The organism is Ochrobactrum sp. WV_118_8 (assembly GCF_039631535.1).
Taxonomy (GTDB): domain Bacteria; phylum Pseudomonadota; class Alphaproteobacteria; order Rhizobiales; family Rhizobiaceae; genus Brucella; species Brucella anthropi.
Window position 1 is genome coordinate 2,771,732 of sequence record NZ_JBDIUZ010000001.1, and the last position, 25,334, is coordinate 2,797,065.

Below are 25,334 nucleotides of genomic sequence, written 5' to 3' on the forward strand. Positions count from 1 at the left end.
GTCGCCATCGGTCTTTCCTTTCTGGCATTCAAAGTGAGGCTCCCAGTCCTCCATTAGAGTTTCGGGAGCCTCAGATTGCAGAGCTCGTAGCCCAAGCCTGGGTCTTACCACTTCAACTTGAAGCCGACGGTTGCCTTAAGAGCATAGCTGTCAGCGAAGTGATTGAGCGAGGTGTTGATCGAGCCCTCACCATAGACGGCGTATTTCTGGTCCGCCCATGCATAGGTGCCACCGGCGCCGATGCCTGCCCAGGTCTTGTCATTGTCGGTGTCGATATCAACACCGGCCACGTTGATACGCATTCCGCCAAGGAAGGACTGGTAAAGGTTGGCGACACCATAGACCGAGGTGTTGACCATGAGGCCGTCTTCACCCGTCCAGTCGTTGCGGTAGTTTGCAGCAAGGCCAAGACGCGCCGTCAGGCTGTTTGAATTGTCGAGGCCGACCCGGTTGCCCATAATGTCCTGGAAAGCGTCCGCATCCAGCGACGACCACATCAGCTGCGCCTGCGGCGTCAGCGACCAATGATCATCAATGGCGACACGCTGGCCTGCTTCCACACTCATGGCATAACCGAAAGCCTTCGCGCCGGTAGCCAGTGCCGAATTCATGTCATCGGAAGACAGGTCATTATCGAACCAGGTAAGCTGGCCCTGCGTGTCTACATAGAAGCCATTGTTGCCATACCAGGTCGCTGTTGCACCAAGGCTCCAGGCCCGCGTGTCGGTATAGCCGTCACCGAAGAACGAGCTGGTATTGCCATGGGCCGTACCGTACTGCCCGGTGATGCCAGCAACCAGTTTTCCGTTGTCATCCTCGTAGAACTGACCGTCAACGCCTGCCTGCATGATGAAGGTGTTGATGTCCTGCTTCATGCCGGTGACGCTTTGCGGTTCAAGCCGGTTATGCGCTCCTTCGATACGCGCCCAGATGCCATTTCCGTCGACCATGGCGCCGTTCGTCTGGCCGTCGCCATTCTCGCCCGTCCAGTACCGGTTGCCCACACGTTCCTGCAAGGTCGGCAACTTGTTCAAGGCCTGCATGTTCTGGCCGTACCCCTGATAGACCGGCACACCAGCGCCATAACGGGGACCATTGTTGTCTGGGTTGTTTGGTTCCGTATCACCATAACGGCTCACGAGATACCAGTTGCCATCCTTGTTACCGCTGCCCGATCCTTGCTGCAGCGTATAGGCATAGGCGCCAGCCCAGATAGCCTTCTTGTTATCCTTGGTTGTGTAATCGCTGACAAGCGAGAAGGTACCATTAGACTGCCCGGCGACATCGACAACTTCGATACCGTTGACCGTCTGGCCACCAAGCCCACCACGATTGACCACTTGCAGATTGGTAGTGCCTGAGGTGTCACCAGCAACCTTCAATCTGTCGGTCTTGGAGTTGTCGTCACCAAGCACCGTGTTGATGACGAGGGTGCCATTGGAGCCGGTGTAGTTACCAGCTACCGTCAAAGTGGTTCCGGCTGTCATGTCACTCAGAGTAACAGTGCCACCATTGTCGAGGGAGACCACAGTCGTATCGTACCCGCCAATATCCAGCGTCCCGTTGCGCGTCGTCGTATAGGCCGATGCAGAACTGAATGCACCTTGGCTTCCCTGCGCCAGCGTCCCCTGCTTGACAAGCGTTGCACCGGTATACTGGTTGGAACCAGTGAGCGTCAGGTCAGCCGCACCGGATTTGGTGAAGCTGCCAGTGCCGGACAATACGCCGCTATAGGTCGAGTCCGCAGCTTCATTGACGGTGAAGGTTCCTGAGCCAATGTTGACCGCTCCGGCCCCACTGAGACCGCCAACCGTGTTGCTGGTACTTCCGAGATCTACTTTGCCATTATCCCCGACAGTCAGGACCCCGGTGCCGAAAGCATTGTCACTGCCCGCCTTTACGGTACCGCTGTTGACCGTCAGCCCGCCGCTGAAGCTGTTGTTTCCGCTCAACGTCAAAATTGTATTCGCACCGTCCTGAGTGACCTTGCCACCGCCGGCAATATTTCCGGCGAAATTGTAGTCACTCCCCTGCTTGAAGGACAACGTTCCCTCTCCGTTAACATCATTGGCAACTGTCACGTCACCTTTTATGTCACCCGAATTGGTTCCGTCACCAAGCTGGAGCACACCGTTGCTGACGGTTGTTCCGCCGGTATAGGTGTTCTGTCCGGTAAGGATCAGTTTGCCGAGTTCGGTTTTATCGAGACCCTGGTTGCCGGTGAGCACAGAGCCGATGGTTGCAGTCATCGCGGCACCATCGACGGTTCCATCGCCAACCGCAATGATCGGCGCTCCCGTCGTGCTCGTCAGGTTGAGAGAGCCGCCATTAATCACATAACCATCGACAACGAAGCGCATACCGGCCGTGTTAACCTGTCCAGCAGTGTCATCGACAGTGACATTACCCTTTTTGCCACCGAAGAAAGCGAATGAGCCATCATCGAAAGGCGCAAGCACACTGGCCTTATCGTCGGACCAGTTTTTATTGGTCGCGCTCCAGGTACCATCACCTCCGACAATGTTACCACTTTCGATATCGGCGATAGTCCCTTCCCCGTTCCAGTACTGAACCTTTGCACCATAGGTGTTCACGATATAGACTGAGCCAGTATAGGCGGTCACGACCGACATACGGTCCTTCGCCGCCTGTCCACCCGGTACGGTACCGAACGAAAGGCCATCATCCGTCAGGGTGCCATCATAGGTGAACAGCTTGTAGGTCCCTGGACCGAAACCACCAGTATTGACCACATCGAGGGTGCCATCCATCGTCAGATTGCCATCCACATGGAAAGCAGCCTGCTGGGACACGCTGCCCCACTGGACGCTGGTTGTGCTATTGGCGGCGAGAGTCAGGTCACCTCCGACAGTCAGTGTCTGCCCGCCTTTACCGTAGAGCGTTCCGCTTGCCACATCGACATTGCCATCGATCTTGCCAGCACCGCCAACTCCGGCTGTGCTGTTGACGAGATTGACATTGCCGCCCAGTTCACTGTCGACCTGCAGATAGCCGTTGTTGACAGACGCAATTCCGGTAGCGGCACTTGCGTCACCATTGATGATCAGCTTGCCGCTTCCGTCCTTGGTCCAATCCGTAGTTCCGGTCATCTTACCGGCCAATGTCAGGTCTGCATCATTCTGGAATGTCGCTGCAGCGTCATCCAGAACCACATCACGGCTCATCGTGAACTGCGCGGTATTCTGCAATGTGCCATTCTTGATTGTCAGAGAACCGCTTTTATTACCCATATTCGCGTCAGCAGAAACCGCCAGCGTTCCGCTGTTGATTGTGGTGCCACCGCTATAGGTGTTGGTGCCTTTCAATGTCAGCGTGTCACTGCCGGACTGTTCGACATTACCAAAACCGCTAATCGTTCCCGAAAAAATCGGATTATCCGACATGTTGAAGACAAGCGTGCCCTTGTTGCTTGCATCCGCACCGGTATCGACATTGCCCTGGATTTTGCCGCTTGTCCCACCATTGCCAAGCTGAAGCGTACCACCGGCTATGGTCGTACCGCCAGCATAAGTGTTGTCCTTGGCCAGAACCAGTGTTCCAGCCCCGCTCTTCGTCAGGCCACCAGTACCGGAAACGGCACTGTTGACAGTCGTGTCATTGGCCGTGTCATCGGTTTCGATCGTACCGTTACCTGCGCCGAGAGCAATGGCGCGGGTACTGGAAAAGCCCTGGCTGTACTTGAGCGTCCCGCCATCAATAGTAACCTGACCACTGACATCGCCGAGGTTGTTTTCAGCACTAACCGAAAGCGTTCCCGCCGTGATCGATGTACCGCCGCTGTAGGTATTAGCCTGGTTAAGAACAGTTTCGCCCGTGCCTTTTTGCGCAAACTGACCGGCGCCTGAGATCACGCCACCGAAGGTGAACGTTCCAGTCTTGTTGACTGCAAATGTTGCCTTGTCCGGTCCATTTGCATCGACGGAAACACCCCCAACCGTGTCTATAGTGCCACCGTTGCCGAGCTCCAGCGAGCCCTGTAAAACATCTGTTCCACCGCTATAGGTGTTGGCACCCGTCAGTACCAGAGTGCCATAGTCGGTTTTCTGCAAGCCTTCGGTACCAGCAATCGGCGCTGCAATCGTGGCCGTCATGGTCTTGCCGGCTTCGGTTGCATCCCCTACACGAATGATGGGTTTGTCAGGCGACGGAGCGTTCGGGTCGTGAGCAAGTGTGATAGGATTTGTGCCGGTAAGGCTATATCCATCCACCTGGAACTGCATACCGGAGGCCTGAATACCTGCATCGACAGCTACTGTTCCCGGCGTGTCACCGAAAATGGCAAACTCGTAGTTATTCCAGGTGCCTGTAATATCTGAATCGGTTGCATCATGCCAACTGATATCCGTCTGGTTCCATGTTCCGTTGCCACCTTTCCAGGTATTCAGCACGGCACCAGCTGCATTCATAATGTTTATCTGCTTGTTGTCGTCGTCATAAACAATATGGGCATCGGATGACTGGCCACCGGGAACAGTGCCTATCGTCAGCCCTGTGCCAGTTTTGGTATATCCATTCTGATAATCGAACAGGCGATAAGACCCAGGACCGAAACCGCCAAAATCCTCGATATCGACGGTACTGCCGTTCAAGGCAAGCGCACCTTGAACATTGAACAGACCGTTGCTGTTGCTGTTGGGAGCTCCGTAGGCAACTGCTATCGTGCTGCCTGCCTGCATGGTCAGACCACCACCGAAGGTCAGTGTCGCACCGTCCTGCCCCTTCAGCGTTCCCGCCACTGTGGTATTGCCACCGATCGTGCCGCTGCCGGCAAGAGTTCCACCCGTTGCGACAGTAACTGTCGATGCTGCGCTGCCAAGGGTGCCGTTCACATAGAGACTTCCAGCGGTAACATTCGTTGTCCCTTCGAAACCACTGCTGTCACCTATAAGCGTCGATGAGCCCGCACCTTTCTGCTCGAGCACGCCGTTACCGCTTAAGACATTGCTGAAATCAATATTGGTATTGGCGGCGGCGTCGAAAGCGAGCGTGCCGTTGTTCGTTACATCACCTGCGAGAGCACCATTTGTGGTTCCGTCGCCAATCTGCAACGTTCCGCCATTATCAATGGTCGTACCGCCGTCGAGGTTTACGGAACCTGTCAGAACTGTCGTTCCTACACCAGCCTGCTCCAGTTTCCCGCTTCCAGAGATATCACCTCCATAAGTCAGTGTATCGCGGTTGAAGATCAGAGTACCGCTATTTTCGATATTGCCAGCAATAGTACCACTCAGACCGTCATCGCTGCCGATCTGCAATGTTCCCTGCGCAATGGATGTTCCACCACTATAGGTATTGGTTCCCGAAAGCGTAAGCTTGCCTGCGCCGATTTTGGTCAGTCCGCCCGTACCGGTAATGTTGCCCGACAGCTCTGGACTGGTCAGCAAGGTGTCGATTGTGCCACCCCCGGCCTGGAGGGTAACATCGCGATCCGACTTGAAACCGCTGCCAGTGATCTGAAGCTCGCCACCATTGAAGGAGAGTTTGCTCGATGCATCGCCCAGATTGTCATCGCTGCCAACCTGCAGCACACCGTCATTTATAGATGTATTGCCCTTATAGGTGTTGACGCTGTCAAGTACCAGCGTGCCTTCACCCGTCTTCGTGAGGCCGCCATCGCCGCTGATCACCTTGCTGATCGTCGATGTTCCCTCATCGGCCTGGATCGTCGCATCCCCGTTCAGCGTGAAAGCGCGGTCCATTGTAACACTGTTCGCAAGATCAAGCGTGGTGCCGCCAGCCATGGTGACAGAACCGCTCGCCGCACCAAGATTGGCATCGGCACTGATCTGCAGAATACCGTCGTTGATCGTCGTGCCGCCAGCATAGGTGTTGGTCCCGGACAGCGTAAGCGTGCCGCTACCTGTCTTCGTCAGACCACCGGTACCGGAGACAACAGCAGCAAGCGTGTTGCTGTTTGTTCCGGTGTCGATCGTACCACCGGCATTGAGAGTAACAGCATGGCTGAACGCGAAGGAATCCGTTAACTGGAGGGTCGCATTATTGGCAATCGTCAGCCCACCGGTGCCCAGATTGTCATCTTCGCTGATGGCAAGCGTGCCGGCTGTGATCGAGGTGCCGCCACTATAGGCGTTTTGACCGGAAAGGGTGATGGTGGTACCCGTTCCCGATTGAACGACCGAACCCGTTCCGGAAATGACTCCCGCAAACTCTTGATCTGCACCGCTGCTAAATTCGAGAGTGCCATCATTTTTGACATCCCCCGTTATCCAGCCAGCACCGCTGAGACGGAACGTACCCGCCTTGATGAAGGTGTTGCCGCTGTAGGAATTGCCGGCATTTGTCAGAACGAGTGTTCCAGAGCCATCTTTAATCAGTTCGCCAGCGCCGGAGATGATACCATCAAGTGTGCCGGTATTGCCCTGGGTGTCGATCACTCCTCCCGCTTCGTTGATCGTCATGGCTCTTGCAGTCGCAACGTCAGCGGACAACTGTAGTGTTCCACCGTTGAAAGTGACCGTCCCACTGACTGCACCAAGATTTGCATCTTTGCTGATCTGGACGATACCGCCGTCAAGGAACGTACCCTTATAGGTATTGGTCCCTGCAAGAACGAGCGTGCCGGCGCCGGACTTGTGCAATTCGCCACCACCGACGACACCGTTCAGTGTGCTGGTACCCGCCATAGTATCAATGGTGGAGCCCGTTGTTCCCAGTGTAATGCCTCTGGCGCTCGTCACGCCCTGGCTGAACTGCAGTTCGGCTTCAGTTTCAATCTTGACGGCTCCCGTAGCTAGACCAAGATTGGCATCATCCGAAATCTGCAGGATACCCGCCTTGATGTCGGTTCCACCTTGATAGTCATTGGTTCCGCCAAGAACCAGAGTACCCGTTCCAGCCTTGTTCAAGGCGCCGGTTCCGGTCAGCTTTCCAGTGAGCGTATTGATGCCGTCATCAAAAACATCAATCGTGCTGTTGGCATTGGTGAGTTTGATGCCACGCGCGGTATCGAAGCTCTCATCCAGACGCAGGGTCGCATCACCGATGATAATGCTGTTGCTGACATCCTGGCCAAAGTTCGCATCTTCAAAAACCGCCAGCGTACCGCCATCAATTTCGGTATCGCCGGTATAAGTGTTGGTGCCGGTTAGAGTAAGTGTGCCGGAACCGGTCTTGGTAAGCTTGCCTCCGTCGATCACGCCCGAAATCGAATTGTCATTCCCTTTCGTATCAATTGTCGCCCCGGTGCCGTCAAGCGTCAGGTCGTGCGTCATGATGAAAGCATCACCAAACTGCAACGTCGCATCCTTGACATACAAATGACTATCGGGATTTCCCAGATTGCTATTATCGCTGATCTGCAAGGTGCCAGCATTCACATGCAAATTGCCGGTGAACGTATTGTCACCGCCTAGAACAAGTGTTCCCGTGCCCAACTTGTTGAATTGCCCGGTGCCGCCAATGACACCTGTGATCGTGTCGGTAAAAGTGCCTGTATTGATAGTGCCGCCAGAAGCGCCAATCGTATAACCTCGCGTCGATGACAGATTTGCGCCAAACTCGAGTGTGCCGCCATTGATATTGACGGCACCTGCAACATCACCCAGATTATTCTCGGCAGTAACGATCAGACTGCCGCCCAGAATATCCGTCCCACCGCTATAGGTGTTGGTTCCGGTGAGTGTGGTTGCTCCACTGCCTTGCTGCACCAGCTTTCCGCGACCAGAGATTGTATTGCCGAGCGTAAAACTGTTAGTATGATTGATCGCGAGGATGGCATCCTCGTCCTCGTCCGACTTTCCTATCTCGATGTCTCCGAGGACACTGCCGGTCGTTCCCGCATTTCCAAGCTGAAGCGTGCCAGCCTGAATGGTCGTCTGGCCCGTGTAATCATTATCTGCCGCGAGTATCAGAGTACCCAGATCGGTTTTTTCCATGCCATTTGTGCCGGAAAGAACAGATTCAATGGTAGCGACGGTGTTCCCCGTGACACCAGTGCCCACGCGGATGATCGGCGCATCAGTAGAGCCACTATCAAGCGTCAGCCCGTCCCCCGTGACTGTATAGTGGCTGGTTACAAATTGCATACCTGCCGTTGTAACAGCGCCGCTGACCGTTACCGTGCCCGCTTGACCGGAGAAGATAGCATAGTGAGCAGCGTTCCACCCAGAATGCAGGCCGCCATTTTCATTTGTCCAGTTTGTTGTCGCCGCGTCCCATGTACCATCGCCGCCGGTCAGCGATGCGCCACTGCTTACGACAGAACCATCCCAGTAACCAAGGTCCATTCCTGCAGAATTCGTAAGATGGATATCATTGGTATCGTAATTGAATGTAATATCTCCAGCCGCTACATCTTGCGGAAGAGTACCCACTTGCAATGTTCCGGTATATGTTCCGGTTACGCTGAACAACTTGTACTCGCCAGGACCGAAACCACCGAGAGAGCTGATATTCACGATATTGTCGTTCAAGGTGAGATTGCCGCCAACCGTGAACAGTGCAGCCGTACTCGTATCTGCTATGCCGTAGGACACATTCAGCACACCTCCCGAAGCAAGCGTGAGATTTTTTTGGAATGTAAGCTGTGATTCTTGCGTCCCTACAAGTATGCCGCCACTGTTGATCGTGGTATCGCCGCCGATGGTGCCCGTACCGCCAAGCGATGCACCGCTCGCAACCGTAACAGTTCCCGTACCGAGTTGCCCGTCAACGACAAGCCCACCGGCGCTCACCGTCGTGGCGCCAGAGAAGTCCGAATTGTCTCCGCTAACAGTAAGGTTACCCGTACCCTTCTTTTCCAGAATACCTGTGCCGCTCAGGACATGGGTGAAATCAATATTATTGCTGCGGTCGACAATCAATTTACTGTTGTTGACAATATCACCGTTAATGGAGCCGGTGCCACCGCCATTGCCAATCTGAAGCGTACCCGCCGAAATGGTCGTCTTACCCGAATAATCATTGTCGCCGGTGACTGTCAGCTTGCCCGCACCGCGTTTATCAAACGTACCCGAACCACTGATCTTATTGCCAAAGGAAAAATCATCCGAACGATCCACGACAAGCGCCGATTTGTTCAGGATGTCACCACTCAGACTTCCGCCCGTACTACCGGCACCGAGCTGCAGCGTACCGCTTTCAATCGTCGTTAGACCAGTAAAGGTGTTTGCACCCGTCAGAATGAGTGTGCCAGCACCGCTTTGCTTCAACGAACCTGTGCCGGTGATTGTGCCAGAGTACGTGTAGGAATCGGAACGATCGAACGCCAGAGTGCCGCTGTTGGTGACATTATCGGATATGGCGCCGGTTGCGGTGCCGTTGCCAACCTGCAGCACACCACGCTCAATCACAGTATTGCCGGTATAGGTGTTTGCACCAGTCAGAATTGTAGTGCCAGTGCCGCTTTGTTTCAGTGTACCGGAACCGCTGATCACTCCTGAGAATGTGCTTGAGTCGCTGCGGTTGAACGCCAGAGTTGCGTTGTTGACAACATTTCCCGTGATCGATCCAGCAGCCGCCCCGCTACCGAGCTGCAATGTACCTGCGGAAATTGTCGTGCCACCACTGTAAGTATTGGCGCCCGTCAGAACCAGCGTTCCGCTGCCCGTTTTGGTCAGCTTGCCTGCACCGCTTACAACACCGCTGAGCGTATCCGCATCGGCACCCGTATCGATCGTGCCGTTGTTGCTGGTGATGCTGAATGCGCGTGCGGATGTAATCGTACCTGCAAGGCTGAGCGTGCCGCCATCCAGTGTCACCTTGCCGGTTGTCGCACCAAGCTTGGCATCGCTGGCGACCTGCAGTGTGCCACCGCTGATGGTCGTCCCGCCGGAATAGCTGTTCGTACCGTCGAGAATGAGCGTACCGGTTCCACTCTTGACCACCGAGCCAGTACCACTGATGCTGCCGGAATAGGTCTTGTTGTCGCTGCGGTTAAAGTTCAATGCACCGTTGTTCGTGACCGCGTTGCTGGCAAGCCAGCCAGTCGTACCGCCATTGCCGACTTGCAGAGTGCCCGCGGAAATCGTTGTTGCGCCCGTATAGGTGCTATCGCCCGTAAGCGTCAGCGTTCCGGCACCCGATTTGGTGAGGGAGCCGCCGCCGCTGATCACGCCAGCATAAGCCAAATCATTGGAGCGATTGAAAACCACCGAACCGCTATTGGCTATATTGCTTGCTATCGAACCCGTTGTGCCACCACCGCCGATCTGCAACACGCCTGCGGTAACTGTCGTCAGCCCCGTCGCGCTGTCAGCGCCGGTCAGAATCATCGTGCCCGCGCCCGTCTTCGTCAGCTTGCCAGCGCCACTGATCGCGCCTGAAAAAGTGCTGCTGCCAGTGACCGTTTCGATCGTGCCGCCGCCAGCGCCAAGCGTCACGGCGCGCGCATTGTCGAAGGCGGACGAAAGACGCAGCGTGCCGCCGTTGAAGTTCAGACCGCCAGAGACGGCGCCAAGATTACCATTCGAACCGGCAACCAGGGTGCCGCCATTGATACTCGTGCCACCCGTATATTGATTGGTTCCAGACAGAACCAATGTGCCAGCACCAATCTTGGTCAGAGCACCGCCCGCGCCAAGATTCTGGGCAACAGTGAAAGTATTGCCCGCTGCATTTATGTCCAGCGTACCACCGCCTGCACCCCATGTGATACCGCGAGCCGTTGAGGTATACGTCGTCCCGGTAATCTGAAGCGTACCGCCATTGAACGTCAGTCCACCTGTCGTCGCCCCGAGGGCGGAGTCGGCAGCAACGGAGAGAACACCACCTTTTAAAGTCGTTCCGCCTGAATAGGTATTTGCTCCCGTCAGCGTGATCGTGCCAGTGCCGGCGCGCGTCAATCCACCTGTGCCGGAAATAATACCGCCGTAACTTGTCGACGCAGAACCGTCGATCGTGAGCATATTTGCGCCCAGAACGACTTTACCGGTTGTTCCCTCCAGCGAGCCTATCGAAAAATCGGTGGTACGCGTACTGCCGCTTATATCAAACGCACTGTTCGCTCCGTCAGTCTTGACCCGTGCACCGGCCGCCGTAGCCGCCCCGGTGAATGAAAGCGTGCCTGAAGCTTGAGCAAGCAGCCTGGTGTCTGTTGCCGCAGTGGTGCCTTTGAATTCGACCGCCCCATTATTGCCTGCAATCACCGTCCATGCATTGGCTCCGAGCGTGATGGCAGACGCGGTGGCGAAATTTATTCCGTCGAATGTAATTTTTGCGTCAGTGCCATATGTCCCGAATGCAGCCGAGTTATCACCCAAAATTGACATGGTTCCCGGCAGGGCAGTAGTGGTGCTTCCGCCCGTGAATGTTTCGGTGGCACCATTTTCCACGAGAACACCATAAGCGGACGCCCCCGTCGTGGATATCGAAGTCGACGCGTCCATCGTAACGCTTGAGCCAGCATCCTTGATCCAGATACCATGTCCATTACCGGACACAGTCGAGATAGTGACGTTTTTGAGAGTAATGCTGGCCCCAGAGTTAACCACGACTGCTTGTGCCCTAGCTGCCCCCGTCGCCTTTGTTTCAATCTGCGTTCCGGTGGCAGTGATTGAACTGCCTGCTCCGGTCGCATAAAGGCCAAAGCCGCTCGTGCCTTCCGTCGAAACGGTCGCGCTACCAATTGTAAGTTGCCCACCGCCGCTTACAGTGACACCTCTCTTGCCATCGGACTTAGCTGTAATCGTGACACCATCACCGATTGTTGCAGCTTTTCCGCCTGCAATAACCACGGCATCCCCCCCGGTGGCCGTAATCTGAGTAGTGGCGCCCGTGATCGAAAGGGAGGAGCCCGCATTCTTGCCAGTATAATAAACTGCGGTTGCAGCACCTGTGGTTATGGTGCTGTCTTTAATTGTCAGCACCCCTTCTTCACCATAAGCACCATAGGCACCTGCTGTCGTGATAGAGCTGCCATTGGATAAAGTCAGGCTACCGGCATTATTCACACGGACACCGTAGGCTGTATTGCCAGTTGTACTGATGGTAACCTTATTTAAGTTGGCCACCCCCGCCGCCTGAGAAGACAGTACCCCTCCACCGCCCGTAGTACTTTGAGAATTGATCACAACATTCGTTAGATTTAGGGTACCGTTGTCTGCGAATCCAGCATAAGCATCCGCTCCAGAGACAGTAAATGTACCGCCAGTAACGATCGTCTTGCCTCCACTACGTGCGCCAGCAGCTGTACTTGATGAACCCGTCGTTATGACAGTGACGTCAGTGGCATTCAGAACGGAATTGGCCCCCCTTGCATACAAGCCCCAAGCATCCACCCCGCCTGTCGTGATTTTGTTATTGCCAGGAGCAGTGATCGTAGTCCCATTATCAACTCGAAACCCATCGGCACCGTCAGCCGTCGTAGTAATGGTGTCACCGGCATTCAGGTTCGTATTCTTCACCCCCGCCGTATAGTCCGTCGCTGCCGCCCGGTGGCTGCTTAGTGCCAGTCCCGAAACAGAGAGCGCCAGTACCAGCGCCACCTGCGCCAAAAGACTGCCGCCACGCCCTACCCCGCTTTCGACTGCTCCGCCCGCCTGCCCCAAGGCAAAGGCGCGCTCCCAAGGAGCATGTTCAATTCCACGCATCGACATCTCGTTCCAACGCTCCTGAGAAACGCGGGTCTGGGTGTTTTCGTCGCGGAATTTTCCAGCAAAGCAGCAATCGTTCATGCCGTAAGGCCCCTTGGCAAAGCGCGTTGCAACGCGCAAAAAAGACATCTCTAATCAACACTATAGTGAAACATCATTTTCCAGCTCATAATAAAAGGCGGAATCATGGTCACTATTTTTAAAATAATCCCGTTATTTCATCAAAGGATGCTAGCAGTCAATGCCTTAAAAAGCCGTTTAAGCTCTATTATATTTTACTTATACTTATAAAATATCTATGTATATTATAATTTTCTTTTATATTGCGCAGATGTTGGGGGGGGGACAGGGTGCGTGCGCCTGAAAATGCGAAGTGCTCATACCGGTATATCAACCACAGGCTGATTTCTTATCTTGATCCGATTAGAGCGCGTTTCGATCAGACTGGTTCAGATCGGCGCTTTTCTTAACAAGGCGTGGCAGGACGCTCTGCTGATGCCTTGAAAAACTCGATTGCCACAACACCCATTGCCGGAAGCAAGGCCGCAGCTTGAGCCAACAAAAAAGCCCGGCTATGAAGCCGGGCTTTTTTGCATCTCGGTAAAACGGTTTCCCGTCCCGACTATTCTTCTTCGTCTTCGTCCGGCGTCGAGCTCTTGAGCGAAGAGAGCTTGGCGAAAACCTTGTCCGCGTCGAGCTCTTCTTCTGCAGGCTGTTCGTCACGATAGTCGAAATTCTCGGTCGCGGAGGCCGGCAGCAAAGTGCTATCCGATTCCGGTGTTGCCGGACGGTTGCGGGAGGCGCGTTCGACTTCGATGTCGAGATCGATCTGCGAGCAAAGGCCAAGCGTTACCGGGTCCATCGCCGTCAGATTTGCCGAGTTCCAGTGCGAACGATTGCGAATCTGTTCGATGGTCGACTTGGTCGTACCGATCAGACGTGAAACTTGGGCATCCTTCAGCTCGGGGTGATTGCGCACCAGCCAGAGAATCGCATTCGGGCGATCCTGACGCTTGGAAAGCGGCGTGTAACGCGGGCCCTTGCGCTTGGCTTCCGGCACGCGAACCTTCGGTTCGGAAAGCTTCAGGCGATAATATGGATCCTTTTCACCCTTCGCGATCTCTTCGCGCGAAATCTGACCCGTGATGACCGGGTCCAGACCCTTGATGCCCTGAGAGGCTTCACCGTCGGCAATAGCCTTCACTTCCAGCGGGTGCAGCTTGCAGAAAGCGGCAATCTGGTCAAAAGACAGCGCCGTATTATCGACAAGCCAAACGGCCGTTGCCTTCGGCATAAGAAGCTGGGTGGCCATTAGATATAATCCTTCTGTTCGTCCGCTCCGGTGGCGCGGGACGTGGGCAAAACCACAATTTCCGGGAAATCACGGCCTATATATCGTTTTTTTGTCGCCAGAGCAAGAATGGCTCTGAAGCTTAAGCGATATCGAGCACAATCTTGCCAATATGCCTTCCCTCCTCCATGCGTTCATGCGCACGCCAGGCATCTTTCAGCGAAAAGATCATGTCCATCACCGGCGCGACGCGTCGTTGCGCCAGAAGCGGCCAGACTTTTGTCTCCAGTTCCCGCGCAATGCCAGCCTTGAAGTCAACCGGTCGCGGACGCAGCGTGGAGCCGGTATGGGTCAGACGCTTGGTCATCAATATTGCGAAATTGGCCGTGGCCTTCGCGCCGTTGAGAAAAGCAATCTGCACGATGCGGCCATCCTCGGCTGCAGCCTTGTAATTGCGGTCAACATAATCGCCGCCGACCATATCGAGAATCACATTGGCGCCTTTGCCCCTGGTCACTTCCTTTACGACCTCGACAAAATCCTCTTGCCCGTAATTGATGGCGCGATCTGCTCCGAGTTTCAGGCAGGCTTCGCATTTTTCTTTCGAGCCCGCCGTTGCAATGACGGTCGCACCAAATGCCTTTGCAAGCTGGATAGCCGTCGTGCCGATACCGGACGAGCCGCCGTGGACCAGAAAAACCTCGCCCTTCCTCAGCCCGCCGCGCTCGAACACATTGTGCCAGACGGTGAAGAAAGTTTCAGGGATCGCCGCCGCTTCGATGTAGCCATAGCCGGCAGGCAAGGGCAGTGCGTTGGTTTCATGCGCGACTGCATATTCAGCGTAGCCGCCGCCCGCCAGCAGTGCGACCACCTGATCGCCGGTCTTGAACCGCTTGACGCCGCTGCCCATGGCAACAATGTCACCGGCAATCTCCAGTCCCGGAATATCCGATGCGCCGGGTGGCGGCGCATATTGTCCCTGTCGCTGCAGGACGTCCGGTCGGTTAACCCCGGCTGCGCGTACCCGCACCAGAATTTCACCTTCCTTGGGTTCAGGCACCGAACGCTGAACGGGTCGAAGCATATGGGCTCCGCCCGGTTCGGAGATTTCGATAGCAGTCATCTGGGAAGGCAAGTCGGCCATCATATTCAAAACTCCATTCAGATTTCTGGCCCTACGCATCGTCGCAGAAATGCCGCACGGCGGATGCAAGACGTCACGTTAGGGAAATCGTCATCGATTTTCTCAAATATATATGCGACGATTCAAGGTGTTAAATCTTTTCTGAGCCATCATTGACCACGGAGGACGGCTATGAGCGGTTTCGATGAGGATGTGGTAAAGCCCCGCAACAGCGTGGCGCTAAGCGAAGAGGAGCTATCGCTGCTTTCGGTCATCGAGATCGACCAGCGCATAGCCCTGCTGCAATCCGAAATAGAGCGATTGAAGACAGAACGCCTCAAGAAGGGCGATAGCCGCGCTGCGGCAGAAGCATTGTTTCGATAGGAATGGGGTCGTCAACGGAAATGGATACCGGAGCACGCAGCCGGAACCATTTCCGGGCGACGCGCTTTAGGAACAACAATCATTGATCTCAGCGATCACTCATCAGCCTCAGCACTGACAATTCGGCTTCAGACTTCGGGAATAGAGTTTTGCGCATTTACATTCAGGTTCTGGCCCTCCTCTGCGGCACAGCCTTCCTTCTCATAGCTTCAGGACTTCACGGTCTTCTATTGCCGCTGCGCGGCGGTGTGGAAGGTTTCTCAGTGGCATCGCTCGGCATGCTCGGCACGACCTGGGCAGGCGGCTTCGTTGCCGGTTGTCTGTTCGCACCGCGTCTTGTGCGCCGCGTCGGTCATGTACGGGCATTCGGTTGCTTTGCCGCATCAGCTGCGGTCATCGCCCTGCTTTCCGGCATCTTCGTGGATGCCACGATCTGGGTGATCCTGCGCGCCTTCACCGGTTTTTCGATGGCTGGCGCCTTCATGGTCATTGAAAGCTGGTTGAATGAGCGTGCGACCAACGAATCGCGCGGCAAGATTTTCGGTATGTACATGATGGTCAACTACGGAGCCACCATGTCCGGCCAGATGCTGGTAGCGGCAGGTGACGTACGCTCCGATCATCTGTTCATGATAAGCGGCATATTCTTCTGCCTGGCTCTCATCCCGACCGCGATCTCCACAGCCGTCAGCCCCAAACCACTGACGGAAGTGCAGCTTGATCTCAAGGCGCTCTACAATAACTCACCTGCAGCTTTCGTAGGTTGCATCCTGATCGGCATCGCCAATGGCGCCTGGGGTACGCTCGGAGCTGTCTTCGGTGCGAAGTCCGGCATTTCTACAACCGAAATCGCCTTGATGGTCAGTGTCACCATTGCAGCTGGTGCCTTGATGCAGATTCCGATCGGACGCATTTCCGACCTGGTCGACCGGCGTTTCGTGCTGGCAAGCGTTGCGGCGCTGGCGGCACTGGTTGGCCTCATCGCCTTCCTCGTCGCTCCGTCCAGCGGTCCTGTCATCATCACGATGACCGGATGCTATGGCGCACTTGCCTATGCACTTTATCCCGTTGCCGTCGCCCACGCCAACGATCATGCGACATCGGAAAGCTTTGTGAAAGTATCGAGCGGGCTTTTGCTGCTTTATGGCTTCGGCACGATGCTCGGACCACTGCTGGCAGCAGCAGCCATGGATATTTTCTGGCCATCCGGCCTCTTCGCCATCACCATGCTCGCGCATATTTCCATCACCGGCTATGCGTTGTTCCGTTCCCGCAAGCGTGCATCCGTCCCGAAAGAAGAGAAAGACCAGTTCAAGAGCATGCCTTCCGAACGTGGGGCAACACCGGAAGCGCTGAACCTCGATCCAAGAGCTGAGACAGAAGGGTGACGGGCGCTGAAAATGACCGTCGATAAATAGAGCCGGTTAAATAGTTGAAACAATATGTTCGGCGGCTGTGTCACAGCCGCCAATACTGAATTTTGGCATCTTCGCTTTGGAATGCAAACTGCATCCACGACAAAGAAATACCAGCTCGCCAGAGCCGTTCGGTCTCCAATGTCGATGGCTTGAGACGCCTTATCAAACCGCGATCTAAGCGCGGCTTCCCTGTTAGTGACGTGTTACCTGGGATCTCAGTTTTTCAATCTGGTCCTTGAGCATAAGCTTCTTGCGCTTGAGAGATGCAACGTGCAGGTCGTCCATTGCCGGTGACGCTATGGCTTCGGAAATTTCCTGCTCCAGAGCGCCGTGCTTTTTTTCGAGCGTGGCAAGATGGGACTCGATAGCCATCATCAGATCTCCTTTGGTTGATTTCCCTTATTTACGGAACAGCGCAGACCTCGTTTGTCCGTTTACCCGTTATCCCGTCATTCAACCTGCATGAACGCCCGGCACACCTCCTGTATTCCGGGCCAAACACGCAGTCCCGGCTGCCAAGGATACGGTATATTTGTCGCCTTCGACAGCCGCCGTCCATGACAGAACCATGACAGTTTGGCATGAGTTTGGTGCAAAGTCGATTTTGTCGTGGTAGCATTTTCCTGACGCGAAAAATGTGATAAGGGCTTCGCCGGAAACGGGCTGACGCCGCACCTTTTATGGTTTGGCGCGGCCCGTAAAATTATTCAACAGAACGGGGCACCGCATGTCCGATCAGGAACAGGCCGAAATCAGATTGGCCGTCGCACGACTGAAACAGGAACACGCGGATTTCGATGCTGCCATAAACGCCATGATAGCGGTTGGCTGCGACCAATTGCGCGTCCAGCGCATGAAGAAGAAAAAACTCGCAATCAAGGACAAGCTGCAGGAGATGGAAGATCGGGTGATCCCCGACATCATCGCCTGAATGTCCATAATGATCGATGACAGAGCCGGGGTTCGCCCGGCTTTATCATTTTAATATCACCCGAAACATGCACGAAAGAAGCGGAGCAGGAAGATCAATGAGCGTTACTGCCGATGTCGCCATCATCATGGGAAGCCAGTCCGACTGGGAAACCATGCGCCATGCAGCGGACACACTGGAAGCACTCGGCATTTCCTTCGATGCCCGGATCGTTTCCGCGCATCGCACGCCTGACCGGCTCGTTGCCTTTGCCAAAGGCGCCAAGGCGGAAGGGTTCAAGGTCGTTATCGCAGGTGCGGGCGGCGCGGCTCACCTGCCCGGCATGGCTGCAGCCATGACACCGCTGCCTGTCTTCGGCGTTCCGGTCCAGTCCAAGGCCCTTTCGGGTCAGGATTCGCTCCTCTCCATCGTGCAGATGCCAGCTGGCATTCCCGTCGGCACGCTCGCCATCGGTCGCGCCGGTGCGGTCAACGCCGCCCTTCTCGCCGCCGCCGTTCTGGCGCTTTACGATGAGGCGCTTGCAGCCCGCCTCGATGAATGGCGCACTGCGCAAACGGAAAGCGTGGCTGAGCGCCCTTCAAACGAGGCCTGATATGAACAACTCCGCACTCAATTCTGCACTCCGGCCCGGTGCAACGATCGGCATCATCGGCGGCGGTCAGCTCGGCAGAATGCTTGCCATGGCCGCAGCACGTCTCGGTTTTGAAACGGTGATCCTGGAGCCACAGGCCGATTGCCCGGCAGCACAGGTTGCCAATCGCCAGATCATTGCCGCCTATGACGATCCGAAAGCGCTTGCAGAACTTGCAGCAGCGTCCGACGTCATTACCTACGAGTTCGAGAACGTGCCGGTCAGCGCTGCCGACAGGCTGGCCGAAATCGCTCTGGTCTTTCCTCCCCCGGCAGCGCTTGAAGTCTCGCAGGATCGCTTTACGGAAAAGCAGTTCCTCAACTCCAGCGACATCGAGACGGCACCCTGGCGTCTTGTGGACGATGAAGAGACCCTGATTGCAGCTCTGGGCGCACTTGGCGAGCGCGGCATCCTGAAAACGCGGCGTCTTGGTTATGACGGCAAGGGACAGGTCCGCCTGACATCACTCGACGAGTCCGAAGCTCACAAGGCGATTCTCGCGATCAATCGTGCCCCGGCCATCCTCGAAGGCTTCGTCGATTTCGAGCGCGAAGTTTCGGTGATCGCAGCACGTGACCGCTCCGGCAATGTCGCAATCTTCGATATTGCCGAAAACGTTCACAAGGACGGCATCCTTGCGACTTCGACCGTACCGGCTGCCGTTTCCAAAAACACGGCAGAAGCAGCCCGCAAGGCCGCTGCAAAGCTTCTGAACGGGCTTGATTATGTCGGTGTGCTCGGACTTGAGTTCTTCGTCCTGAAGGATGGCACGCTACTGGCAAACGAATTCGCCCCGCGTGTCCATAATTCGGGCCACTGGACGGAAGCGGCCTGCGCCATTTCGCAATTCGAACAGCATATCCGCGCCATCGCCGGTCTGCCTTTGGGTAACACCGACCGGCATTCGGATTGCGTGATGGAAAACCTGATCGGCGACGATGTCGAGAAGGTGCCAGCGATTCTCTCTGAAAAGGATGCCGTGCTGCATCTTTACGGTAAAAAGGAAGCACGTCCGGGCCGCAAAATGGGCCATGTGACGCGCATTCACCCCTGCGGGAAATAATGTTCATCGGGAATCCCGTCGATTCCCGATGAATCTTTGCCACCTGCCAAGAATTTCAGCTCCAGTGCCCTGAATCTGCGGCTCAGGAGTTGACATTTGCCTGAAACCTTGTGTATTTCGGCCAACCCTTCGGGCATCTAACAGTGCCTGTAATCAATTGGCGCCTCGAGCGCCTGTTTTTATGAAGCCCCGCGGCATCTGCACGTCAACGGGCCAACAAGACCGGTGATTGACATGAAGATCAAGAACTCGCTTAAAGCGCTCAAGGGCCGTCATCGTGACTGCCAGCTGGTCCGCCGCAAGGGCCGCGTTTACATCATCAATAAGACCGCCCCGCGCTACAAGGCTCGTCAGGGCTAATCTTATTTCTGATTTTGCATTTGACGTTTCGCTGCGCATGGTAAAATCTATGCGCATGCGGAACGTTTTTGCATGTCTGGTTTCTTTTTCTGTGCTCGCGTCGCTTGGTACGACGGTGCCGCTTGCTTATGCCGAAGTGGCACCCGGCAAAATACCGCTCACCGCACCTCTGACACCCGTTCAAACCGGTCCCGACAGCGAACAGAAACCTGCCCCCGAAAAGCCCGCACCAGCGACCGCCCAGACGCCTGAAGAGCGTATCGACAAGCTCTTTGCCGATCTTCGCCGTACAACGGACGAAGCCAAGGCGCGGCGCATTGCTTCACAGATCAATACGCTGTGGTCGCAGTCAGGCAGCGCAACAGTCGATCTCCTGATGCAATGGGCTAATGCGGCGATGCTCGAGCGGCGTTATCCCTCGGCAATCGACTTCCTGAATGAAGCGATCGCGCTCGACCCGGAATATGCGGAGGCCTGGAATCGCCGCGCTACGGTCTATTTTCTGCAAAAAGACTACGCCCATGCCATGTACGATATCAATCGTACCCTGGAGCTGGAACCGCGCCATTATGGCGCCCTGACCGGCATGGCGGCCATCTTGCGCCTGCGCGGCCTCAAGGAACAGGCACTAAAAGCCTATGAGCAGGCTCTCATCGTCTATCCGATGATGCGCGACGCACAGAAGAACTTCAACGATTTGGCCGACGAACTGACGGATACGCGGACTTAAAGCCTGTTCCAGAAGTCGCCTGTATCGCTTTTTGATTCAGGCTCTCAGAACGGCTCCTGCTTACCCCCAAAACATTCTCAAAATTCATCAAGACCAAAACAAAACGCGCTCCGAAGGAGCGCGTTTCTTTAAATGCTATCTGCCATAACTGGATGAGATTTCGGCTGTGGCGAGCCGGAATCGACGATGGGCGCTTTAGCGACCAAACTGGTGGAGTTTGAGAGCCCGAGCGGAATGTACTTCCACGCATAGTCCCGAGAAGTCGCAGAATTTTCGGATTAGACTATGCGTCAAAGAAATACACATGAGCACCGCAAGCGCAAAACAACGCCATTAGCCGGCCGTCACGGCTGGCATATTTTCAGTTTAAATGCCTGACTTTCCGTCTGGTCCAATATAGGCGATGCGCAGCATGTTGGTCGCGCCCGGCGTGCCGAATGGGACACCCGCGGTAATGATGACGCGGTCGCCAGCCTTGCCGAATTCTTCATGGAAGACGATTTCGCAGGCATGGTTGACCATATCTTCCAAATCATGCGCATCGGCTGTCACCACGCAATGCAGACCCCAGACGAGGGACAGCTTGCGTGCAGTATCGACGACCGGCGACAGGGCGATGATCGGCGTGCGCGGACGCTCGCGAGCGGCGCGCAGACCGGTCGTGCCTGAAGCGGTGTAGGTGACGATGGCCGAAAGCTTCAACGTCTCTGCGATCTGGCGTGCAGCAAGCGAAATCGCGTCGGCACCCGTTGGTTCTGGCGCAGCACGCTGCGCATCGATGATGGTCGAATAGGTCGGTTCCTTTTCAACCTGTTCGGCAATGCGGTTCATGGTGGCAACGGCTTCGACCGGATATTGGCCCGAAGCCGATTCCGCCGAAAGCATGATCGCATCAGCACCTTCAAACACAGCGGTTGCAACGTCGGACACTTCGGCGCGGGTCGGGACCGGAGCTGTAATCATGGATTCCAGCATCTGCGTCGCGACAACAACCGGCTTGCCCGCGCGGCGCGCCTTACGGGTAATCTGCTTCTGAATGCCTGGAACGCTTTCAAGTGGCACTTCAACGCCAAGATCACCGCGCGCAACCATCAATGCGTCCGAAAGCTCGATGATTTCATCGAGACGCGTCACGGCTTGCGGCTTTTCGATCTTCGACATGAGGCCGACCTTGCCGCGCGAAACCTTGCGTACCTCGGCCAGATCTTCCGGACGCTGAATGAAGGAAAGCGCAACCCAGTCAATTTCTTCCTTCAGAACGGCATCAAGATCCTTGCGGTCCTTTTCCGTCAGCGCACCGACGCCGAGCGTCGTGTCCGGCAGGCTGACGCCCTTGCGGTCCGAAATACGCGTTCCGGAAATCACCTTGCAGCGGATCGACTTGCCGTCGCTTGCCTCGGCAACCAGATGCAGCTTGCCGTCATCGATCAGCAGGCGATGCCCCGGTTCAACAGCTTCAAGAATTTCCGGATGCGGAAGATAGACGCGATGCTCGTCGCCAGGCGCTTCATTGTTGTCGAGGGTGAAGGTCTGGCCGGGAACGAGATCGACCTTACCGTCCTTGAACTTGCCAACGCGCAGCTTCGGGCCCTGAAGGTCGGCGAGAATGCCGATAGGACGGCCCAGTTCCTTTTCCACATTACGGATGCGCTTGACGAGGGTGCGCATCAGGTCATGGTCGGCATGACTCATATTGATGCGGAACACATCCGCGCCTGCCTCAAACAGCTTGCGGATGACGGCTTCTTCACCCGACGCCGGACCTAGCGTGGCGAGAATCTTGACCTTGCGGTTGCGCTTCATTGACTATTCGTTCCTGTAACGGTGGGATTTGCTGTCGGCGTTTCATCGGTGAGCTGAACCATCCAGCTCGATTGTTCCCCGGTGTCGTATTCCTGGAAGCCGTTGCGCTGGAAACCGCGCGCGAAGCAATCCTGGACGCCAGTAATACGGAATTCTTTCTCGGCCACGCACATATTGACCTTGCCCTCCCAGCGTCCGCCGCCCTGAGCGTCTTCTGCATAGAGGTAATAATAGCGCGATGTCAGCGGCCCCTCGATGAGGGTTTTGCAGCTTGATCCGTCGATATGCCACCAGCCTTCGGTCACCCAGCCGGTTTTGGCTCTGTAGCCGATGGACACACCAACCAGGTTCTGGGTTGCATTGCATACGCGGAAATCCGCACGAGCCTCTATGGATGTCATGCCCAGCGCAGTCATCAGCACACCGGCAAACAAAACTAGAGATAGTGGAAGTCGCATACGCAGAACCCCTTCAGCCCGCTATCGGTTTTATCGAACAACTTATATTGCACAGGGAAATCCCATCTCGGGCAAATCCCATTTCGGGTCGCTCTCTTTTCGGCAGTTTCGCCTTTGATGTCAACGCAATCCCATTGAGAACAGGTACTCTTCATCAAAGAATGATCGTTGCAATCCGGGCTTTCTCATGACAGACCTGAAACAGCTTCCCGCACAACACAGAAATAATCCCCTTATTTAGCCTCGGATTTCGCTCCATGCCGCTTCAATCCGGATCAACCGCTTCGCCGCCATTCTCACCGGCATACAGTGTCGACGGCGATTTTAGTCTCGGCCTGCTCCTGACCGCCGACCATGCACGGCGTGATGTTCCAGCCGAATATGGCACGCTTGGTTTGCGGACAAGTGAATTCGACCGGCATATCGCTTATGACATTGGCGTCGAGAATCTGACCCACAAACTGGCAACCCGCCTGAACGTGCCTGCCGTCCTTGGCGGCTTTTCGCGCCTTTTGATCGATCCCAATCGTGGTGAAGACGACCCGACGCTTATCATGCAATTGTCCGATGGGGCGGTCATTTCCGGCAATTACCCAATGTCGGCAGGTGAACGCGAGGAACGGCTTGAACGCTTCTATCGTCCCTATCACGACACGGTCGCGCGAGCGAGCGAACGCGTGGTGGCTGAAAGCGGGGCAGCGCCTTTCATCGTCTCGATCCATTCCTTCACGCCGCGCTGGAAGGAAAAGGCCCGCCCCTGGCAGATCGGCCTTCTCTGGGACAAGGACGACCGCGCCGTAAAGCCGCTTTTGTCGCTGCTGCGTAAAAACGTCGATCTGACGGTTGGCGATAACGAACCTTATGACGGTGCCCTCAAGAACGATGCCATGTATCGCCACGCGACGGCAAAGGGCTTCGCCCATGTCCTGATCGAGGTACGACAGGACCTGATTGCCGATGACAAAGGAGCAGCTGAATGGGCTGACAGGCTGGCGCCAATGATCGCGCACATCAACACCTTGCCCGGCATTCATGCGGCCCAGCATTTCGGCTCACGTGCTGATCGCAGTGAGTAACAGGCCTGTCAGGAGAGGCTTTACCCGCTATCCACAGGGCTTGACCCGCCAAATCGGGTCGTGCATCGAAAAAGGCTCTTAATTTTGCCTGCGACTCGCGGGAAAAACGGTCCAGACTTTCGATAAGCGGTTTTCACGCAATGCGTGTCCGCATCATCACAGATTTTGAATTGGAGAACTCCTCGTGAGCGACGACATTACCAGCGAAGCCCAAACCATTGCTGTCGGCCAGTTGCGTGCTTTCATCGAGCGCATCGAGCGCCTGGAAGAAGAAAAAAAGACCATCGGTGACGATATCAAGGAAGTTTACGCGGAATTGAAGGGCTCGGGGTTTGACAGCAAGGTCGTGAGGACCATTATTCGTCTGCGTAAAAAAGAAGACCATGAACGTCAGGAAGAAGAAGCCATGCTGCAGCTTTATATGGATGCGCTTGGCATGAGCTGATTTCGGCTCTTCCCGGAGCCTTCCTTCTTCCCGAAATCGAAACCCGACGGATCGCCCGCGATTCGTATTCAGAGGAAGGGGATAAGGTCTATGGAGTTCAGGAAGCTCGGACGTACCGAACTCAATGTTTCGCCACTTTGCTTCGGTGGCAATGTATTTGGATGGACGGTCGATGAAGCGACGTCTTTTTCGCTTCTCGACCGTTTTGTCGATGCTGGATTCAATTTCATCGACACAGCGGATGCATATTCCGCCTGGGCGCCCGGAAATGTGGGCGGCGAATCCGAAACCATTATCGGCAACTGGCTGAAATCTCGCGGCCTGCGCGACAAAGTCGTCATTGCCACCAAGGTTGGGTCCGAGATGGGGCCTGACGAAAAAGGTCTTTCCCCGGCCTATATCCGCAAAGCGGTCGATGCCTCCCTCAAACGGCTGCAGACGGATTATATCGATCTCTATCAATCGCACTGGGACGATCCCGAAACACCGTTCGAAGATGTACTCGGCACCTATAAAGAGCTGATCGACGCAGGCAAAGTGCGCGCCATCGGTGCGTCCAATCTCACGCCTGAGCGACTGACTGAAGCGCTTGATGTCGCCCGGACCAACAATCTGCCACGCTATGAAAGCCTGCAGCCTCTTTATAATCTCTATGATCGAGCAGATTTCGAAAATGGGCTAGAGAAAATCTGCCACGAAAACGAACTCGGCGTTATTTCCTATTATTCGCTCGCAGCAGGGTTCCTGACCGGGAAATATCGTTCCGCTGACGATCTTGGACAAAGCGCGCGCGGCAAATCGGTCGAAAAATATCTGACGGATCGTGGTTCGCGGATCATAGCGGCACTCGATGACGTAGCACGCAATCTTGATGTCACGCTTGCGCAGGTTGCAATCGCATGGCTCATTGCACAGCCATCAGTCACAGCCCCTATTGCCAGCGCCACACGCTCGGCCCAGCTCGGCGAGCTGATCATCGCAGCCGAACTGAAACTCAGCGACGATGAAATCGCCTTGCTGAACAAGGCGAGCAGCTAAATTTTGAAACA

At 55.5% G+C, this 25,334-nt stretch carries 16 protein-coding genes; 10 read left to right on the forward strand and 6 right to left on the reverse strand.

Annotated features, from left to right (window positions below; translation table 11 throughout):
• Nucleotides 1–104: 104 nt before the first annotated feature.
• The 3 genes from ABDF71_RS13520 to ABDF71_RS13530 form a co-directional block, all read right to left on the reverse strand.
• Complete coding sequence (locus tag ABDF71_RS13520; RefSeq protein ID WP_500061621.1) at nt 105–12,701, reverse strand: autotransporter-associated beta strand repeat-containing protein; 12,597 nt, start codon at nt 12,699–12,701, stop codon at nt 105–107.
• A gap of 493 nt (nt 12,702–13,194) precedes the next feature.
• Nucleotides 13,195–13,884, reverse strand: coding sequence for a DUF1013 domain-containing protein (locus tag ABDF71_RS13525; RefSeq protein ID WP_029929518.1), 690 nt, complete (start codon nt 13,882–13,884; stop codon nt 13,195–13,197).
• 121 nt (nt 13,885–14,005) lie between these two features.
• Complete coding sequence (locus ABDF71_RS13530; protein ID WP_029376277.1) at nt 14,006–15,010, reverse strand: NAD(P)H-quinone oxidoreductase; 1,005 nt, start codon at nt 15,008–15,010, stop codon at nt 14,006–14,008.
• A gap of 168 nt (nt 15,011–15,178) precedes the next feature.
• Between ABDF71_RS13530 and ABDF71_RS13535 the strand changes: the two genes are divergently transcribed.
• The gene (locus ABDF71_RS13535) at nt 15,179–15,370 is read left to right on the forward strand and encodes a DUF1192 family protein (RefSeq protein WP_010661417.1); all 192 of its coding nucleotides are present in this window, start codon (nt 15,179–15,181) and stop codon (nt 15,368–15,370) included.
• Between the two features lie 149 nt (nt 15,371–15,519).
• On the forward strand, nt 15,520–16,758 hold the full coding sequence (locus tag ABDF71_RS13540; protein WP_012091309.1) for an MFS transporter: 1,239 nt from the start codon (nt 15,520–15,522) through the stop codon (nt 16,756–16,758).
• A 222-nt stretch (nt 16,759–16,980) separates the two neighbouring features.
• Here ABDF71_RS13540 and ABDF71_RS13545 read toward each other — a convergent pair whose 3' ends face one another.
• Nucleotides 16,981–17,163, reverse strand: a complete 183-nt coding sequence (locus ABDF71_RS13545; protein WP_012091308.1) for a YdcH family protein — start codon at nt 17,161–17,163, stop codon at nt 16,981–16,983.
• 352 nt (nt 17,164–17,515) lie between these two features.
• Between ABDF71_RS13545 and ABDF71_RS13550 the strand changes: the two genes are divergently transcribed.
• The 5 genes from ABDF71_RS13550 to ABDF71_RS13570 all read left to right on the forward strand — a co-directional run bounded on the left by ABDF71_RS13550 (nt 17,516) and on the right by ABDF71_RS13570 (nt 20,503).
• Complete coding sequence (locus ABDF71_RS13550; RefSeq protein WP_006471281.1) at nt 17,516–17,719, forward strand: YdcH family protein; 204 nt, start codon at nt 17,516–17,518, stop codon at nt 17,717–17,719.
• A gap of 97 nt (nt 17,720–17,816) precedes the next feature.
• On the forward strand, nt 17,817–18,311 hold the full coding sequence (purE, locus tag ABDF71_RS13555) for a 5-(carboxyamino)imidazole ribonucleotide mutase (protein ID WP_010661420.1): 495 nt from the start codon (nt 17,817–17,819) through the stop codon (nt 18,309–18,311).
• Nucleotide 18,312: 1 nt separating this feature from the next.
• A complete protein-coding gene (locus ABDF71_RS13560; RefSeq protein WP_010661421.1) occupies nt 18,313–19,413 on the forward strand; it encodes a 5-(carboxyamino)imidazole ribonucleotide synthase in 1,101 nt (366 codons plus the stop codon).
• Nucleotides 19,414–19,647: 234 nt separating this feature from the next.
• Complete coding sequence (gene ykgO / locus ABDF71_RS13565) at nt 19,648–19,773, forward strand: type B 50S ribosomal protein L36 (protein WP_010661422.1); 126 nt, start codon at nt 19,648–19,650, stop codon at nt 19,771–19,773.
• A 37-nt stretch (nt 19,774–19,810) separates the two neighbouring features.
• The gene (locus ABDF71_RS13570; protein WP_500061622.1) at nt 19,811–20,503 is read left to right on the forward strand and encodes a tetratricopeptide repeat protein; all 693 of its coding nucleotides are present in this window, start codon (nt 19,811–19,813) and stop codon (nt 20,501–20,503) included.
• Nucleotides 20,504–20,869: 366 nt separating this feature from the next.
• Here ABDF71_RS13570 and pyk read toward each other — a convergent pair whose 3' ends face one another.
• Both pyk and ABDF71_RS13580 read right to left on the reverse strand, forming a co-directional pair.
• Complete coding sequence (gene pyk / locus ABDF71_RS13575) at nt 20,870–22,306, reverse strand: pyruvate kinase (protein WP_012091305.1); 1,437 nt, start codon at nt 22,304–22,306, stop codon at nt 20,870–20,872.
• The gene (locus ABDF71_RS13580; RefSeq protein WP_010661425.1) at nt 22,303–22,764 is read right to left on the reverse strand and encodes a DUF1036 domain-containing protein; all 462 of its coding nucleotides are present in this window, start codon (nt 22,762–22,764) and stop codon (nt 22,303–22,305) included. The genes pyk and ABDF71_RS13580 overlap by 4 nt, the downstream gene beginning before the upstream one ends.
• A 257-nt stretch (nt 22,765–23,021) precedes the next feature.
• Here ABDF71_RS13580 and ABDF71_RS13585 point away from each other — a divergent pair, with 257 nt between their 5' ends.
• From ABDF71_RS13585 to ABDF71_RS13595, 3 genes are all read left to right on the forward strand, one after another.
• Nucleotides 23,022–23,840, forward strand: coding sequence for an N-formylglutamate amidohydrolase (locus ABDF71_RS13585; RefSeq protein ID WP_151616189.1), 819 nt, complete (start codon nt 23,022–23,024; stop codon nt 23,838–23,840).
• 184 nt (nt 23,841–24,024) lie between these two features.
• Nucleotides 24,025–24,285 (forward strand): DUF2312 domain-containing protein, encoded by a 261-nt coding sequence (locus ABDF71_RS13590; RefSeq protein ID WP_002964837.1) that lies wholly within the window; start codon nt 24,025–24,027, stop codon nt 24,283–24,285.
• A gap of 90 nt (nt 24,286–24,375) precedes the next feature.
• Nucleotides 24,376–25,323, forward strand: a complete 948-nt coding sequence (locus tag ABDF71_RS13595; protein ID WP_029929515.1) for an aldo/keto reductase — start codon at nt 24,376–24,378, stop codon at nt 25,321–25,323.
• The last annotated feature ends 11 nt before the right edge of the window (nt 25,324–25,334 follow it).

What these genes read in the sequence shown, in the direction of transcription:
- ABDF71_RS13520 (WP_500061621.1), bottom strand. Translation starts at nt 12,701, where the DNA reads ATGTCTTTTTTGCGCGTTGCAACGCGCTTTGCCAAGGGGCCTTACGGC.
- ABDF71_RS13525 (WP_029929518.1), bottom strand. Translation starts at nt 13,884, where the DNA reads ATGGCCACCCAGCTTCTTATGCCGAAGGCAACGGCCGTTTGGCTTGTC.
- ABDF71_RS13530 (WP_029376277.1), bottom strand. Translation starts at nt 15,010, where the DNA reads ATGATGGCCGACTTGCCTTCCCAGATGACTGCTATCGAAATCTCCGAA.
- ABDF71_RS13535 (WP_010661417.1), top strand. Translation starts at nt 15,179, where the DNA reads ATGAGCGGTTTCGATGAGGATGTGGTAAAGCCCCGCAACAGCGTGGCG.
- ABDF71_RS13545 (WP_012091308.1), bottom strand. Translation starts at nt 17,163, where the DNA reads ATGATGGCTATCGAGTCCCATCTTGCCACGCTCGAAAAAAAGCACGGC.
- ABDF71_RS13550 (WP_006471281.1), top strand. Translation starts at nt 17,516, where the DNA reads ATGTCCGATCAGGAACAGGCCGAAATCAGATTGGCCGTCGCACGACTG.
- purE (WP_010661420.1), top strand. Translation starts at nt 17,817, where the DNA reads ATGAGCGTTACTGCCGATGTCGCCATCATCATGGGAAGCCAGTCCGAC.
- ABDF71_RS13560 (WP_010661421.1), top strand. Translation starts at nt 18,313, where the DNA reads ATGAACAACTCCGCACTCAATTCTGCACTCCGGCCCGGTGCAACGATC.
- ykgO (WP_010661422.1), top strand. Translation starts at nt 19,648, where the DNA reads ATGAAGATCAAGAACTCGCTTAAAGCGCTCAAGGGCCGTCATCGTGAC.
- ABDF71_RS13570 (WP_500061622.1), top strand. Translation starts at nt 19,811, where the DNA reads ATGGTAAAATCTATGCGCATGCGGAACGTTTTTGCATGTCTGGTTTCT.
- pyk (WP_012091305.1), bottom strand. Translation starts at nt 22,306, where the DNA reads ATGAAGCGCAACCGCAAGGTCAAGATTCTCGCCACGCTAGGTCCGGCG.
- ABDF71_RS13580 (WP_010661425.1), bottom strand. Translation starts at nt 22,764, where the DNA reads ATGCGACTTCCACTATCTCTAGTTTTGTTTGCCGGTGTGCTGATGACT.
- ABDF71_RS13585 (WP_151616189.1), top strand. Translation starts at nt 23,022, where the DNA reads ATGCCGCTTCAATCCGGATCAACCGCTTCGCCGCCATTCTCACCGGCA.
- ABDF71_RS13595 (WP_029929515.1), top strand. Translation starts at nt 24,376, where the DNA reads ATGGAGTTCAGGAAGCTCGGACGTACCGAACTCAATGTTTCGCCACTT.